Source organism: Klebsiella sp. F11, from assembly GCF_056712265.1.
Genome location: NZ_CM160060.1, coordinates 4,343,532 through 4,358,977, shown reverse-complemented (window position 1 = coordinate 4,358,977; position 15,446 = coordinate 4,343,532). Strand labels below are relative to the sequence as shown.

The 15,446-nt window shown below is 53.7% G+C and carries 13 protein-coding genes; 6 read left to right on the top strand and 7 right to left on the bottom strand.

The annotated features are described in order from the left end of the window. Window positions 1-296 precede the first annotated feature (296 nt). The 7 genes from cyoE to AC1M2H_RS21445 form a co-directional block, all read right to left on the bottom strand. The gene (gene cyoE / locus AC1M2H_RS21475; RefSeq protein ID WP_095094392.1) at window positions 297-1,184 is read right to left on the bottom strand and encodes a heme o synthase; all 888 of its coding nucleotides are present in this window, start codon (window positions 1,182-1,184) and stop codon (window positions 297-299) included. Window positions 1,185-1,195: 11 nt separating this feature from the next. After that, entirely contained in the window at window positions 1,196-1,525 is a 330-nt protein-coding gene (locus tag AC1M2H_RS21470) for a cytochrome o ubiquinol oxidase subunit IV (RefSeq protein ID WP_426812874.1), read from the bottom strand. Continuing rightward, complete coding sequence (locus tag AC1M2H_RS21465; RefSeq protein WP_095094394.1) at window positions 1,525-2,136, bottom strand: cytochrome o ubiquinol oxidase subunit III; 612 nt, start codon at window positions 2,134-2,136, stop codon at window positions 1,525-1,527. Before AC1M2H_RS21465 ends, AC1M2H_RS21470 begins: the two co-directional genes overlap by 1 nt. Beyond that, window positions 2,126-4,117: a cytochrome o ubiquinol oxidase subunit I gene (cyoB, locus tag AC1M2H_RS21460; protein WP_480148976.1), complete on the bottom strand. Its 1,992-nt coding sequence runs from the start codon at window positions 4,115-4,117 to the stop codon at window positions 2,126-2,128. The genes AC1M2H_RS21465 and cyoB overlap by 11 nt, the downstream gene beginning before the upstream one ends. Window positions 4,118-4,136: 19 nt before the next feature. Then, complete coding sequence (gene cyoA / locus AC1M2H_RS21455) at window positions 4,137-5,084, bottom strand: cytochrome o ubiquinol oxidase subunit II (RefSeq protein WP_045854215.1); 948 nt, start codon at window positions 5,082-5,084, stop codon at window positions 4,137-4,139. A 509-nt stretch (window positions 5,085-5,593) separates the two neighbouring features. Then, on the bottom strand, window positions 5,594-7,069 hold the full coding sequence (gene ampG, locus AC1M2H_RS21450) for a muropeptide MFS transporter AmpG (protein ID WP_480148975.1): 1,476 nt from the start codon (window positions 7,067-7,069) through the stop codon (window positions 5,594-5,596). Between the two features lie 45 nt (window positions 7,070-7,114). Further along, the gene (locus AC1M2H_RS21445; protein WP_004858708.1) at window positions 7,115-7,693 is read right to left on the bottom strand and encodes a lipoprotein; all 579 of its coding nucleotides are present in this window, start codon (window positions 7,691-7,693) and stop codon (window positions 7,115-7,117) included. 302 nt (window positions 7,694-7,995) lie between these two features. Here AC1M2H_RS21445 and bolA point away from each other — a divergent pair, with 302 nt between their 5' ends. From bolA to hupB, 6 genes are all read left to right on the top strand, one after another. Continuing rightward, on the top strand, window positions 7,996-8,313 hold the full coding sequence (gene bolA, locus AC1M2H_RS21440; protein WP_480148974.1) for a transcriptional regulator BolA: 318 nt from the start codon (window positions 7,996-7,998) through the stop codon (window positions 8,311-8,313). A 344-nt stretch (window positions 8,314-8,657) separates the two neighbouring features. Beyond that, the gene (tig, locus tag AC1M2H_RS21435) at window positions 8,658-9,956 is read left to right on the top strand and encodes a trigger factor (protein ID WP_480148973.1); all 1,299 of its coding nucleotides are present in this window, start codon (window positions 8,658-8,660) and stop codon (window positions 9,954-9,956) included. 359 nt (window positions 9,957-10,315) lie between these two features. After that, window positions 10,316-10,939: an ATP-dependent Clp endopeptidase proteolytic subunit ClpP gene (clpP, locus tag AC1M2H_RS21430; protein ID WP_002891804.1), complete on the top strand. Its 624-nt coding sequence runs from the start codon at window positions 10,316-10,318 to the stop codon at window positions 10,937-10,939. A gap of 132 nt (window positions 10,940-11,071) precedes the next feature. Next, complete coding sequence (clpX, locus tag AC1M2H_RS21425) at window positions 11,072-12,346, top strand: ATP-dependent protease ATP-binding subunit ClpX (protein ID WP_426812871.1); 1,275 nt, start codon at window positions 11,072-11,074, stop codon at window positions 12,344-12,346. 184 nt (window positions 12,347-12,530) lie between these two features. After that, window positions 12,531-14,885, top strand: a complete 2,355-nt coding sequence (gene lon, locus AC1M2H_RS21420) for an endopeptidase La (RefSeq protein ID WP_464414874.1) — start codon at window positions 12,531-12,533, stop codon at window positions 14,883-14,885. Window positions 14,886-15,092: 207 nt separating this feature from the next. Further along, window positions 15,093-15,365, top strand: a complete 273-nt coding sequence (gene hupB / locus AC1M2H_RS21415) for a nucleoid-associated protein HU-beta (protein WP_002444653.1) — start codon at window positions 15,093-15,095, stop codon at window positions 15,363-15,365. Window positions 15,366-15,446: the final 81 nt, after the last annotated feature.

Below are 15,446 nucleotides of genomic sequence, written 5' to 3'. Positions count from 1 at the left end.
AGTGGTTCCTGCCGCTTATGCCGTCGACGGGGCATTTTTCGGCATCCACATTATGGAATGGTTTATTTCATTTTATTATTATTTTGAAATTTATTTTTCGTTTGTGCGAGGGCGATCGAAAAATGGCCATAGCCGGAGAGGGGCGGAGAGAAAGAAAAGCGCAGGGGAGGGGAGGTTATTCGCCGGGTAACAGGGCGGCATGCCCGGCGGGCCGGGGGAGCGCAGGCGATGTTGATTCGCTAAGCGAGACAAATAAAAAACCCCGCCGGAGCGGGGTTTGTCAGCGAGCGACAATCTTATCCGACGTAGGCCAGCAGATTGTGCGAATTCGGTACCATAAAGTCGACGGACATCATCACCGACAGCGCGGTAATGGCGACGATGGAAAAGACGAACAGCTTACGCGCCCAGACTTTATCATCGGCCACTTTGTAACCGCGCAGCGCCATACCCAACCACCAGACGCTCACCGCGGCCGCCACCACCAGGTATTTGTACCCGGCATAGCCGCCCAGAGAGAGCATCAGCGTCGCGACGGCGAAGGCAATGATGTAGACGGTGATATGGTTCTTGGCAACCGAGATACCTTTCACTACCGGCAGAACCGGAATGTTCGCCGCCTGATAATCCTTGAAGCGGAAAATCGCGATGGCATAGGAGTGAGGCATCTGCCACAGGCTAAAGATAGCCAGCAGAATGGCAGCACCGCTATCAAAATCACCGGTCACCGCACAGTAGCCAATCACCGGCGGCGCAGCGCCGGAGAGAGAGCCAATCAGCGTGCCGTAGACGGAGTGGCGTTTCATGTACAGGCTGTAGACGCCGACATAAACCACGAACCCCATCACCCCCAGCCAGCAGGCAAGGGGATTAGCGCCAAACCACAGGAGCATGAAGCCAGCAATACCCAGCAAGGTGGCGTATACCAGCGAAGCTCCTGGCGAGATCAGCCCTTTGACCAGCACCCGGTTTTTCGTCCGTTCCATCTTACGATCGATATCACGGTCGATGTAGTTGTTGAATACACAACCCGAGGCGACCACCAGGGACACGCCGAGGAGCGTCCAGGCGAACAGCGGATAGTCGATGTGGCCCTTAGAGGCCAGCAGGAAACCGCCGATCACCGAGATCAGGTTACCGAAAATGATGCCAGGTTTCGTTACTTGCAGGTATTGCTTAAACATACTCGCCGCTCTTAGTGCATCATCATGTTGTAGTTCAGGTTCCACATAATCCAGATGGAGCCGACAACAACGATAGCAATGATGATTACGGTGAAGATAAACGCGGTCAGGTTCCAACCTTCGTCAGATTTGCTGTTCATGTGCAGGAAGTACACCAGGTGTACCACGATCTGCACAACAGCAGTGACCAGGATCGTCCCCAGAATAGCCGCATGCGATGCGGAGCCACTCATAACCATCGCAAACGGAATGACCGTCAGAATGATCGACAGGATAAAACCTGTCATGTAGCTCTTAACGCTGCCGTGAGAAGCGCCGTTATGATCGGTAGAATGACTCATTACATTGCCCCCATCAGATAAACAACAGAGAACACGCAGATCCACACCACGTCCAGGAAGTGCCAGAACAGGCTCAGGCACATGATACGGGTACGGTTAGTTGGGGTCAGGCCGCGACGCGAAACCTGGAACATCAGCACCGCCATCCAGATAAGACCTGAGGTGACGTGCAGACCGTGCGTGCCGACCAGCGCGAAGAACGCTGACAGGAAGCCGCTGCGATCCGGGCCCATACCTTCAACAATCAGATGATGGAATTCATAGAGTTCCATCGCGATGAACCCTGCCCCGAAGAGGAAGGTCAGCGCCAGCCAGGAAACGACCTGACTCTTGTTGTTTTTGTACATGGCGATAGCCGCCATGCCGTAGGTGATGGAGCTGAACAGCAGCAGAGCAGTTTCAACCAGAACGAACGGCAGTTCGAAAATATCTTTACCGGTCGGGCCGCCCGCAGTGCCGTTCACCAGAACGGCATAGGTGGCGAACAGGCTAGCGAAGATAATGCAGTCGCTCATCAGGTAGATCCAGAAGCCGAATACCTTCATCGGCCCTGTATCGTGATGCCCGTGGTCGTGTCCGTGGGCGTTATGCGCAAGAGTATCAGTTGCCATTTTTCAGCCCCGTTTTGTTAATTTCATCGAAATGCTGACCTTCCAGTTTTTCGACTTCTGCAACCGGCACGTAGTAATCCACGTCTTCGTCAAAGCTCTTAATAATCCAGGTCGCAACGATGCCGACAAAGCTAACAATCGCCATCCACCAGATATGCCAGATCATCGCGAAACCAAACACCGTAGCGAAGGCAGCAATAACGATGCCGGCGCCGCTGTTTTTCGGCATATGAATCTCTTCATAGCCAGCAGGTTTCTTGTACGCTTCGCCTTTTTCTTTCATTTCCCAGAACGCATCGCGCTCGTGGATCTGCGGAACGATAGCAAAGTTATAGAACGGCGGAGGTGAAGAGGTTGCCCACTCCAGCGTACGGCCGCCCCACGGGTCACCGGTCAGGTCGCGGTTCTGCTCGCGATCGCGGATGGAGACGTAGAACTGAGTCAGCTGGCAGATGATGCCGCAAGCGATCAGCGCCGCGCCGCAGGCTGCAACAACCAGCATCGGGTGGAACTGCGGATCGATTTGCTGGCTCAGACGACGGGTCATCCCCATGAAGCCCAGCACGTACAGCGGCATAAACGCCACGAAGAAGCCGATGATCCAGAACCAGAACGCGCGTACGCCCCAGGTTTCGTTCAGCGTGAAGCCGAAGGCTTTTGGCCACCAGTAGGTCAGACCTGCGAAGCAGCCGAAGACCACGCCGCCGATAATCACGTTATGGAAGTGGGCAATCAGGAACAGGCTGTTGTGCAGAACGAAGTCCGCGCCCGGTACCGCCAGCAGTACACCGGTCATGCCGCCTACGGAGAAGGTGACGATGAAGCCGATAGTCCACAGCATGGCAGAGTTCAGGACGATACGGCCCTGGTACATGGTGAACAGCCAGTTGAAGATCTTCACCCCGGTCGGGATGGCGATAATCATGGTCGTAATACCGAAGAAGGCGTTGACGTTCGCGCCGGCACCCATAGTGAAGAAGTGGTGCAGCCAAACGATGAACGACAGAACGGTAATACAAATGGTTGCCCATACCAGCGAGGTATAGCCGAACAGACGCTTGCGTGAGAAGGTCGCTGCGATTTCGGAGAACACGCCGAATACCGGCAGAACCAGAATGTACACTTCCGGGTGACCCCAGGCCCAAATCAGGTTGATGTACATCATCATGTTGCCACCCATATCGTTGGTAAAGAAATGGGTGCCCAGGTAGCGGTCCAGGGTCAGCAGCGCGACGGTGACGGTCAGAATTGGGAATGAAGCAATAATCAGGATGTTGGCGCACAGAGATGCCCAGGAGAATACCGGCATCTTGAACATCGTCATGCCAGGGGCACGCATCTTGATTATGGTCACAAAGAAGTTAATACCGGTCAAGGTTGTCCCGATACCGGAGAGCTGAAGCGCCCAGATCCAGTAATCGACCCCAACGCCCGGACTGTATTCGATTCCCGATAGCGGCGGGTAGGCCAGCCAACCGGTCTGCGCGAACTCACCGACGCCCAGAGAGAGGTTAACCAGAATTACGCCCACAACGGTGAACCAGAAGCTCAGGTTGTTAAGGAACGGGAACGCCACGTCGCGCGCGCCGAGCTGCAGCGGAACAACGAGGTTCATCAGACCGATAACAAACGGCATTGCTACGAAGAAGATCATGATAACGCCGTGGGCGGTAAAGATCTGATCATAGTGGTGAGGCGGCAGGAAGCCCGCATCCCCGGCCGAGGCCAGCACCTGCTGGCTACGCATCATGACGGCATCAGCAAAGCCACGCAGCAGCATAACGATTGCTACGATGACGTACATGATACCGAGTCGTTTGTGGTCAACCGAAGTCAGCCACTCTTTCCAAAGGTAGGACCACTTACCGAAGTAAGTGATTGCCGCCAGAAGCGCCAGTCCCCCGATGATGATTGCAGCTACCGTAATCACGATAATAGGTTCGTGATAGGGCACTGCATCCAGTGTTAGTTTTCCGAACATCGTTTTCTTCCTCGGTCCCTTAGTGAGCGGTTTCCGCGTGGCTCATGTCCATGCCTTCCATTCCTTCGTGCGCAGCGTGCTCGCCTTCAGGTTGGGACATGTCCATGCTCTTGCCGTGAGACATGAATTTGCCGATAACGTCTTTAAACAAATCTGGCTTCACGTTAGAGAAGTATTCCACTTTGTTGTATTCGCTAGGCGCAGCCACTTTTTCGAAGGCAGCCATGGAATCCATGGTGTTCGAAGACTGTTTAACTTTCGCTACCCACTGATCGAAAGATGCGCGATCCGGCGTGGCGAAAGCTTTGAACTTCATTCCTGAGAAGCCCGGGCCGCTGTAGCTGGCGGAGATACCGTCATAAGTGCCAGTTTCGTTCGCGATGAGGTGCAGCTGAGTCTGCATCCCGGCCATTGCGTAGATCTGGCTGCCTAAACGTGGGATAAAGAACGAGTTCATCACGGAGTTAGAGGTCACTTTGAAGTGTACCGGTACGTTCGCCGGGAAGGCGATTTCGTTGACGGTAGCAATACCCTGTTCCGGATAGATAAAGAACCATTTCCAGTCCATCGATACAACTTCGATGACGATCGGGTTCTCTTCGTGAGCAAGCGGTTTGCTTGGCTCGAGTGCGTGAGTGGTTTTCCAGGTCAGAACGGCCAGGAACAGAATGATCAGGATAGGAACCGTCCAGACCACAGCTTCAACTTTGTTGGAGTGTGACCAGTTCGGGCTATACTTCGCATCTTTATTGCTCGCGCGATACTTCCAGGCAAATCCTACAGCCATTAAGACGGCGGGAATAACGACAATCATCATCAGGCCAAAGGCCGTCAGTATCAAAGAACGTTGCTCCAGTCCAATCTGTCCTTTTGGGTCAAGGAGCGCAGAATCACAGCCACTGAGTAATACAGTACCTGCGATTAATGACATCCATCCCAAACTTTTATTGTATTTCCTAAGTCTCATTGAACGACCTCAATTCCACGGAATCTGGTGGCGCTTAAAGTGTGCGGGCATTTTACGGGAAGGTTGCATTACTGTAAACATGATTGGAGCTGTGTCAGTTCCGTGTTAGTGGGTTCTGCTTGCTTTGTCACATATGTAACCGAGTGTGACTCTGTCCGCTTGCAAAGCCCGATTTACGCCGGATCTATAACGAAAGGGATAAGAATGAAGTTGCTTATGGAGTAATGGGTATAACCATCGAGAAAATAGCACAACTAATTAACATTTAATTATCAAATAAAAGACATCGCCAAAGTAGCAAAATAAATGGCCTTTGCTGAATCGTTTAAATTATTTAATGAATTGAATAAAAGTTGTCAATAATTTCCCAAAATGTAAAACGCACAAAACAACAAATGAAAAAAGGAAAATATAAAATCGTTAATAAACCGTTATAATTACGTTTGGTGATTAAAACGGTTTATTAACTTTCCGCGAAGACGCCGGACCGCTGGCGCTGCGCGGCTACCCTATACCAGCTCCGTTTTGCGCAGCGCCAGGTAGTCGAGAAGGCTGCCGAGCAAGATGCCGCCGATGGCAGTCAGCGCCGCAATCTCCAGCAGGCCGGATAAGAAAGAGAACGCGGTATAATCAAGGGCGTTCAGCACCAGCAGCAGCAGCCATACCGCCAGCATGAGGCAGCCGATGGTTAATATGAATAGCGCCAGCGAATAGGCCCGCGGATAGCGCGTGCGCGGCATAAACGCCTCCGTGCGCTGGGTATGTTCCAGCGTGCGCCGGCAGATAAGCAGCAGTACGATGCCGGGAACGGCCGCCGCCACCGAGAAGAGATAAAACGTCGGCCAGCCGTGGGCTTCAACAAACCAGCCGGCAATCGGCCCGACGTACACGCGCCCGACGGCGGAGAGCGCCGACAGCAGCGCAAACTGGGTGGCGGAGAATGATTTATTGCACAGCGTCATCAGCAGCGCGACAAACGCCGCGGTGCCCATCCCGCCGCACAGGTTTTCGAAAAATACCGCCGTGGCCATCGAGTAAATATGCTTATCGGTAATCGACAGCAGCCAGTAGCCGGCGTTGGAGACTCCCTGCAGCAGGCCGAAAATCAGCAGGGCGCGGAACAGGGTCAGGCGCTGCATTAACGCACCGCCGTACAGGGCGCCAATAATCGTGGCAAACAGCCCCAGCGTTTTATTCACCATTCCAACTTCACCGGCGTCAAAACCAACGCCGCGGATCAGAAAAGTGGTCGTCAGGCTCATCGCGAAAGCGTCGCCGAGCTTATAAAGGACGATTAACAGCAGGATTAGCCAGGCGTTGTTGCGGCCGAAGAAATCGCGGAGCGGTTCTGCGACGGCCTGCTCAAGGCTTTTCGGTACCGGGATCGCGTCGCTGGGCTCCGGCGCCAGCAGAGTGGCGATGATGCACGGGACCAGCAGCGCGGCCATCAGCCAGTACATGCCCTGCCAGCCCAGCCAGCGGTCGGCCAGCCACAGCGCCAGGCCGCCGGAAACCAGCATGCCCAGGCGGTAGCCCAGCACGCTAACCGCGGCGCCGGCTCCGCGCTCCTCGGCGGCCAGAATGTCGGTTTTCCACGCGTCGAAGACGATGTCCTGCGAGGCGGAACAGAAGGCGATAACTACCGCCAGCGCCGCCATCCAGCGCAGCTGCGTCGACGGCTCAAGGAAGCCCATAGCCGCGATGGCGATAAGCAGCAGAAACTGCGTCGTCAGCAGCCAGCCGCGGCGCCTGCCGAGAAACGGCGGCGTGTAGCGGTCCATCACCGGCGACCACAGGAACTTAAAGACGTAGGCCTGGCCGACGAGCGAAAAGAAACCGATGGTTTTCAGATCGATATTCTCGACGGTCATCCACGCCTGTAGCGTGCCGGAGGTGAGGGCGAGAGGCAAACCGGAAGCAAAGCCGAGGATCAGCAAAATAGCTGATTTAGGCTGCTGAAAAATACGTAAGTAGTGACTGGACATGGGCCTGTAGCACGGACCCGACCGCCGGCCGGGTCCGTGATTTTATTAACGCGCGTTTTGCTTGATGAAGTCGTGGATGCTGGTGTCCTGCGCCATATCGGCGATCGTGTCGGTCAGAACGCTGTTCACCGCATTAGCAATATTCTGGTTGGAGGCCTGGAATGCGCCTTCCACGGAGTAGCTGGCGCGGTAGTTTTTGGTCATCTTCGTGCCGTTCGCCGCGGTGGCGATGATGGCGATATCCGCTTTTGTGGCGATGTTGTAACGCACGTTGCCCTGGGAAACGTCGGCGTACAGCTTATTCACGATGATTTGCAGATCGACGGCGCCGTTCGGCCCAATCATATAGCCACGGGCGGTCATCTGTTTCTCCAGCACTTCCTGCAGCAGGAAGCGGAGATCGCGGGAAGCGGTCAGCGTCACCTGCTGATTATCGCGGGTCACTTTGGCCAGCGCCTGGTCCGGACGCTGATCGGCGCCGTTAATGCTAACGGTAACGCCCATCAGGCTCGGGTCCTGCTGCGGCAGGGACATTTTCGGCGATACGTCAATAGTGGTCGGCGGTGTGGCACATCCTGCCAGCATAAACATTGCGACCAGCGGGAAAAGAATTTTCTTAAACATGTTCAGGGGTCTCAAGGAATGGTGTTGTTATGAGGAAATTGCCGTCATCATAACATCGCCAACGGCGAGGGGAAGTGGCAACGTATGTAAATTCATCGCGCTGTGCGTTTTATGGCCTTCTTCCCATTTTTATGGCGATCCGGACGGACATTACGGCATACAGAGCCAGTAAACTTGATACTTTTGAATGAAAATATAAGAGAAATGCTAATTTTTTGTTGTTTTCCGGTAATGGAAACGGTAAAAGCGGCTAACATTTAAAAGGAATGGCGGCATCCCAGCGTTGTCGGAGGAGAAAATTCATGATGATACGTGAACAGATCGAAGCAAAACTTAGGGCAGCGTTCGACCCCGTGTATCTCGAAGTCGTGGATGAAAGTTATCGCCACAATGTTCCTGCGGGCTCCGAGAGTCATTTTAAAGTGGTGTTGGTGAGCGATCGTTTCTCCGGCGAGCGTTTTCTCAGCCGTCACCGTATGATCTACGGTACGTTGACCGAGGAGCTGTCAGGCCCCGTGCACGCGCTGGCGCTGCATACCTATACGATTAAAGAGTGGGAAGGACTCCAGGACACCGTCTTTGCTTCCCCTGCCTGTCGTGGCGCCGGAAGCATCGCGTAGAAATCCCATTTGCAACCGCTTGAGCTTTTCCAGTATGTTGCGTGAAGATTTATCAGAAAACGGCCTACGGGCCGTTTTATTTTGCCTGGAAAATGTGCGCTTTGGTCACTTTTCCAGATCAATTTGCGCGAGAAATGTGAAAAATGCCGCAGCAGTGGGCGACAACCGTTCTCGACTCACAAAAGTGATGCCGCTATAATGCCGCGTCTTATATGAATGTCTTCGGGATGATTCTGACGACAGGGAATGTGTTTCTGAAGTGAAGAGGGCATCCCGGTTCTGCGAAGCAACCTACACGCGCTTCCAGAGTTGACCGAGCACTGTGATTTTTTTGAGGTAACAAGATGCAAGTTTCAGTTGAAACCACTCAGGGCCTTGGGCGCCGTGTAACGATTACTATCGCTGCTGACAGCATCGAGAATGCTGTCAAAAGTGAGCTGGTCAGCGTAGCGAAAAAAGTTCGCATTGACGGCTTCCGCAAGGGTAAAGTGCCGATGAATGTTGTCGCTCAGCGTTATGGCGCATCCGTTCGCCAGGACGTGCTGGGTGACCTGATGAGCCGTCACTTCGTTGACGCGATCATCAAAGAGAAAATCAATCCGGCTGGCGCGCCGAACTACGTTCCGGGCGAATACAAGCTGGGTGAAGACTTCACCTACGCGGTAGAGTTCGAAGTTTATCCGGAAGTTGAGCTGCAGGGGCTGGACGCGATCGAAGTTGAAAAACCGGTTGTTGAAGTGACCGAAGCTGACGTCGACACCATGCTGGACACCCTGCGTAAGCAGCAGGCGAACTGGAAAGACAAAGACGGCGCTGTTGATGCAGAAGACCGCGTAACCATCGACTTCAGCGGTTCCGTTGACGGCGAAGAGTTCGAAGGCGGCAAAGCCTCTGACTTCGTACTGGCGATGGGCCAGGGTCGTATGATCCCGGGCTTTGAAGACGGTATCAAAGGTCACAAAGCTGGCGAAGAGTTCACTATCGACGTGACCTTCCCGGAAGAGTACCACGCGGAAACTCTGAAAGGTAAAGCGGCTAAGTTCGTTATTAACCTGAAGAAAGTGGAAGAGCGTGAGCTGCCGGAACTGACTGCAGAATTCATCAAACGTTTCGGCGTTGAAGATGGTTCCGTAGAAGGTCTGCGCGCTGAAGTGCGTAAAAACATGGATCGCGAGCTGAAAGGCGCGGTGCGTAACCGCGTGAAGACTCAGGCTATCGAAGGTCTGGTGAAGGCTAACGAAATCGACGTTCCTGCGGCACTGATCGACAGCGAAATCGACGTTCTGCGTCGTCAGGCAGCTCAGCGCTTTGGCGGTAACGAAAAACAGGCTCTGGAACTGCCGCGTGAGCTGTTCGAAGAGCAGGCTAAACGCCGCGTTGTTGTTGGCCTGCTGCTGGGCGAAGTGATTCGTACCAACGAGCTGAAAGCTGAAGAAGACCGCGTGAAGGGCCTGATTGAAGAGATGGCTTCCGCTTACGAAGATCCGAAAGAAGTTGTTGAGTTCTACAGCAAAAACAACGAACTGATGGACAACATGCGTAATGTCGCTCTGGAAGAGCAGGCTGTTGAAGCGGTACTGGCGAAAGCTAAAGTATCCGAGAAAGCCACCTCCTTCAGTGAACTGATGAACCAGCAGGCGTAATTTCGCCCGGCGGTTTAAGGTTCGAGCAAAACCCGTTGCCGAGAGGCTGCGGGTTTTTTTTTAGAACAATGATAGCGTTAGGCCGGATGCGAAAAGCCGATTTCAGTGATAGCGTTACGACAAAAGATTGTTATGCTTGAATTATGGCGACGTCGCCCCCATTACCGGGGAACGTAACTGCACGCGTGAAATCATGCATAATGACGAAGCGTGTCTGGCCGTCATCATTGAGGACGCAGGAATTCAGCTTTAGTAGCGGTAATTCGAACGATGACGGGCAGAAGACTCTGGCTGATAATCCGTCCATAAGGTTACAATCAGTGCAGCAGGTTTATTCAAAATTAATCCAGGAGACGGAAATGTCATACAGTGGCGAACGAGATAACTTTGCACCCCATATGGCCCTGGTGCCGATGGTCATTGAACAGACCTCGCGCGGTGAACGTTCTTTTGATATCTATTCCCGTCTGCTCAAGGAGCGCGTCATTTTTCTGACCGGCCAGGTGGAAGACCACATGGCGAACCTGATCGTGGCGCAGATGCTTTTTCTGGAAGCAGAAAACCCGGAAAAAGACATTTACCTGTACATTAACTCTCCGGGCGGGGTGATTACCGCCGGGATGTCGATTTACGACACCATGCAGTTTATCAAGCCTGACGTGAGCACCATCTGTATGGGTCAGGCGGCGTCAATGGGCGCGTTCCTGCTGACAGCAGGGGCGAAAGGCAAGCGTTTCTGCCTGCCGAACTCCCGCGTGATGATCCACCAGCCGCTGGGCGGCTATCAGGGTCAGGCAACGGATATCGAAATTCACGCCCGTGAAATCCTGAAGGTGAAGGGGCGCATGAATGAACTGATGGCGCACCATACGGGTCAATCCCTTGAGCAGATCGAGCGCGACACCGAGCGTGACCGCTTCCTGTCTGCAGCTGAAGCGGTGGAATACGGCCTGGTCGATTCCATTTTGACCCATCGTAATTGATGCCCGTGGCGCAAGGGTACCGCTATACTTGTCTGAAGTAGGGCGGCACAACGTTTACCAGCGGCTTGCGCCTGAGAATGGCATTTGCGTCGTCGTGTGCGGCACAAAGAACTTAATAAGAGGTTTGGACTCATGACAGATAAACGCAAAGATGGATCGGGCAAATTGTTGTACTGCTCTTTTTGCGGCAAAAGCCAGCATGAAGTGCGTAAGCTGATCGCCGGGCCATCCGTGTATATCTGCGACGAATGCGTTGATTTATGTAACGACATCATTCGCGAAGAGATTAAAGAAGTCGCGCCGCATCGCGAGCGCAGCGCGCTGCCGACTCCACACGAGATTCGCCACCATCTTGACGATTACGTTATCGGCCAGGAGCCGGCGAAAAAAGTGCTGGCAGTGGCGGTATACAACCACTACAAGCGCCTGCGCAATGGCGATACCAGCAACGGCGTGGAGCTGGGGAAAAGCAACATTCTGCTGATTGGGCCAACGGGCTCCGGTAAGACTCTGTTAGCGGAAACGCTGGCTCGCCTGCTGGATGTACCGTTCACCATGGCTGACGCCACCACCCTGACCGAAGCCGGCTACGTGGGTGAGGATGTCGAAAATATCATTCAGAAACTGCTGCAGAAATGCGATTACGACGTGCAGAAAGCGCAGCGCGGCATCGTGTATATCGATGAAATCGACAAAATTTCCCGTAAATCGGATAACCCGTCGATTACTCGTGACGTGTCCGGTGAAGGCGTGCAGCAGGCGCTGCTGAAGCTTATCGAAGGCACCGTAGCCGCCGTTCCGCCTCAGGGCGGGCGCAAGCATCCGCAGCAGGAGTTCTTGCAGGTTGATACCTCCAAGATTCTGTTTATCTGCGGCGGGGCGTTTGCCGGCCTGGATAAGGTGATTTCCCATCGTGTAGAAACCGGATCGGGTATTGGTTTCGGCGCGACGGTAAAAGCGAAATCGGACAAAGCGAGTGAAGGCGAGCTGCTGTCTCAGGTTGAGCCGGAAGATCTGATCAAGTTTGGTCTGATCCCCGAGTTTATCGGCCGTCTGCCGGTGGTCGCAACGCTGAACGAGCTGAGCGAAGAAGCGCTGATTCAGATCCTGAAAGAGCCGAAAAACGCCCTGACCAAGCAGTATCAGGCGCTGTTCAATCTTGAAGGTGCTGAGCTGGAGTTCCGCGACGAAGCGCTGGACGCTATCGCCAAAAAAGCGATGGCGCGTAAAACCGGCGCTCGCGGCCTGCGTTCTATCGTAGAAGCGGCGCTGCTCGATACAATGTACGATCTCCCGTCGATGGAAGATGTCGATAAAGTGGTCATCGACGCCTCGGTTATCGACGGACAAAGCAAGCCGCTGCTGATTTACGGGAAACCGGAAGCGCAGCAGGCATCTGGTGAATAATTAGCCAGCTCGCTCAAGTAGTTAACCAAAAAGGGGGGATTTTATCTCCCCTTTTGTTTTTCCTGCATTCCTGCCGTTGAATGTGTGGATTACATCCCCATATACTGGATTACATATTAACGGCGACGCGATCGAGAGTCGTGCCGCTGGCTACCTGGCGGACTTTAAACTAAGAGAGAGCTCTATGAATCCTGAGCGTTCTGAACGCATTGAAATCCCCGTATTGCCGTTGCGCGATGTGGTGGTTTATCCGCACATGGTCATACCCCTGTTTGTAGGGCGGGAAAAATCTATCCGTTGTCTTGAAGCGGCTATGGACCATGATAAAAAAATCATGCTGGTTGCGCAGAAAGAAGCTTCAACGGATGAGCCGGGTGTAAATGATCTTTTCACCGTCGGGACCGTGGCGTCAATTTTACAGATGCTGAAGCTGCCTGATGGCACGGTAAAAGTGCTGGTTGAAGGCCTGCAGCGGGCGCGTATTTCCGCATTATCCGATGACGGCGAGCATTTTTCAGCGAAAGCGGAGTACCTCGAATCGCCTGCTATTGAAGAGCGCGAGCAGGAAGTGCTGGTTCGCACGGCTATCGGTCAGTTTGAAGGCTACATCAAGCTGAACAAAAAAATCCCCCCGGAAGTGCTGACGTCGCTGAATAGCATCGACGATCCCGCGCGTCTGGCGGATACCATCGCGGCGCACATGCCGCTGAAGCTGGCGGACAAACAGTCCGTGCTGGAGATGTCCGACGTTAACGAACGTCTGGAGTATCTGATGGCGATGATGGAATCCGAAATCGATCTGCTGCAGGTTGAGAAACGCATTCGCAACCGCGTTAAAAAGCAGATGGAAAAGTCCCAGCGTGAGTACTATCTGAATGAGCAGATGAAGGCCATCCAGAAAGAGCTCGGCGAGATGGACGACGCCCCGGACGAAAACGAAGCGTTGAAGCGCAAAATCGACGCGGCGAAAATGCCGAAAGAGGCGAAAGAAAAAACCGAAGCGGAACTGCAAAAGCTGAAGATGATGTCGCCGATGTCGGCGGAAGCCACCGTCGTACGCGGCTACATCGACTGGATGGTGCAGGTGCCGTGGAACGCCCGCAGCAAGGTCAAAAAAGATCTGCGCCAGGCGCAGGAGATCCTCGATACCGACCACTACGGTCTGGAACGCGTGAAGGATCGTATTCTTGAGTATCTCGCGGTGCAGAGCCGCGTGAACAAGCTCAAAGGGCCGATTCTGTGCCTGGTTGGGCCGCCGGGGGTGGGGAAAACTTCTCTCGGTCAATCCATCGCCAAAGCTACCGGACGTAAATACGTGCGTATGGCGCTGGGCGGCGTGCGTGATGAAGCGGAAATCCGCGGTCACCGCCGGACCTACATCGGTTCAATGCCGGGTAAACTGATCCAGAAAATGGCGAAAGTGGGGGTGAAAAACCCGCTGTTCCTGCTCGATGAGATCGACAAAATGTCCTCCGACATGCGCGGCGATCCGGCATCGGCGCTGCTGGAAGTGCTGGATCCTGAACAGAACGTGGCCTTTAACGACCACTATCTGGAAGTGGACTACGATCTGAGCGACGTGATGTTTGTGGCGACCTCTAACTCCATGAATATTCCGGCGCCGCTGCTTGACCGTATGGAGGTGATTCGCCTCTCCGGCTATACCGAAGATGAAAAGCTGAACATCGCTAAACAGCATCTGCTGTCGAAGCAAATCGAGCGTAACGCGTTGAAAAAAGGCGAACTGACCGTTGAAGACAGCGCGATCGTCGGCATCATTCGCTATTACACCCGTGAAGCGGGCGTGCGTGCCCTGGAGCGTGAAATCTCCAAACTGTGCCGCAAGGCGGTTAAACAGCTGCTGCTGGATAAATCGCTCAAGCACATCACCATCAATGGCGATAACCTGCACGATTTCCTTGGCGTTCAGCGCTTTGACTACGGTCGTGCGGATAGCGAAAACCGCGTAGGTCAGGTTACCGGTCTGGCGTGGACGGAAGTGGGCGGCGATCTGCTGACCATCGAAACCGCCTGCGTTCCGGGTAAAGGCAAGCTTACCTATACCGGTTCGCTCGGCGAAGTGATGCAGGAGTCCATTCAGGCGGCGCTGACCGTGGTGCGTTCTCGTGCGGATAAGCTGGGTATTAACTCAGATTTCTACGAAAAACGTGATATCCACGTCCACGTTCCGGAAGGGGCAACGCCAAAAGATGGTCCAAGCGCCGGTATTGCGATGTGTACCGCTCTGGTCTCCTGTCTGACGGGCAATCCGGTTCGCGCCGATGTCGCGATGACCGGGGAAATTACCCTGCGTGGCCAGGTGCTGCCAATCGGTGGTCTAAAGGAAAAGCTGCTGGCGGCGCACCGCGGCGGCATTAAGACTGTTCTGATTCCTGACGAAAACAAACGTGACCTTGAAGAAATTCCAGATAACGTTATCGCCGATTTAGCTATCCATCCGGTGAAACGAATCGAAGAAGTTCTGGCACTTGCGCTGCAGAATGAGCCGTTTGGCATCGAGGTTGTCACGGCGAAATAGTGATGTTGCGCAAATTGCTCTAAGAAAAATAGGGCTGGTAAGCAAATTCGTGCTTGCCAGCCTTTTTTTGTGTAGCTAAGTTAGATCGCTGGCAGGGGGTCATCTACAACTCTGTTGTAAGGGCATGACAGTCCTGATATAACTGCTGCGCGGTCGTACCACGAAGGATTCTGGTGCGATATAAATTATAAAGAGAGGAAGAGAACAGTGAATAAATCTCAACTGATTGACAAAATTGCTGCGGGTGCGGACATTTCTAAAGCTGCAGCCGGACGTGCGTTAGATGCTTTAATTGCTTCTGTTACTGAATCTCTGCAGGCTGGGGATGACGTCGCGCTGGTAGGTTTTGGTACTTTTGCTGTTAAAGAGCGTGCTGCCCGTACCGGTCGCAACCCGCAAACAGGTAAAGAAATTACTATTGCCGCTGCTAAAGTTCCGGGTTTCCGTGCTGGTAAAGCGCTGAAAGACGCGGTCAACTGATCGGCTTCCCGTCAGGGAATTTGACGAAGTACAAGGGCGCATCGCGAGATGTGCCTTTTTTATTTGTCCATAACGCGACTT

What these genes read in the sequence shown, in the direction of transcription:
- cyoE (WP_095094392.1), bottom strand. Translation starts at nt 1,184, where the DNA reads ATGTTTAAGCAATACCTGCAAGTAACGAAACCTGGCATCATTTTCGGT.
- AC1M2H_RS21470 (WP_426812874.1), bottom strand. Translation starts at nt 1,525, where the DNA reads ATGAGTCATTCTACCGATCATAACGGCGCTTCTCACGGCAGCGTTAAG.
- AC1M2H_RS21465 (WP_095094394.1), bottom strand. Translation starts at nt 2,136, where the DNA reads ATGGCAACTGATACTCTTGCGCATAACGCCCACGGACACGACCACGGG.
- cyoB (WP_480148976.1), bottom strand. Translation starts at nt 4,117, where the DNA reads ATGTTCGGAAAACTAACACTGGATGCAGTGCCCTATCACGAACCTATT.
- cyoA (WP_045854215.1), bottom strand. Translation starts at nt 5,084, where the DNA reads ATGAGACTTAGGAAATACAATAAAAGTTTGGGATGGATGTCATTAATC.
- ampG (WP_480148975.1), bottom strand. Translation starts at nt 7,069, where the DNA reads ATGTCCAGTCACTACTTACGTATTTTTCAGCAGCCTAAATCAGCTATT.
- AC1M2H_RS21445 (WP_004858708.1), bottom strand. Translation starts at nt 7,693, where the DNA reads ATGTTTAAGAAAATTCTTTTCCCGCTGGTCGCAATGTTTATGCTGGCA.
- bolA (WP_480148974.1), top strand. Translation starts at nt 7,996, where the DNA reads ATGATGATACGTGAACAGATCGAAGCAAAACTTAGGGCAGCGTTCGAC.
- tig (WP_480148973.1), top strand. Translation starts at nt 8,658, where the DNA reads ATGCAAGTTTCAGTTGAAACCACTCAGGGCCTTGGGCGCCGTGTAACG.
- clpP (WP_002891804.1), top strand. Translation starts at nt 10,316, where the DNA reads ATGTCATACAGTGGCGAACGAGATAACTTTGCACCCCATATGGCCCTG.
- clpX (WP_426812871.1), top strand. Translation starts at nt 11,072, where the DNA reads ATGACAGATAAACGCAAAGATGGATCGGGCAAATTGTTGTACTGCTCT.
- lon (WP_464414874.1), top strand. Translation starts at nt 12,531, where the DNA reads ATGAATCCTGAGCGTTCTGAACGCATTGAAATCCCCGTATTGCCGTTG.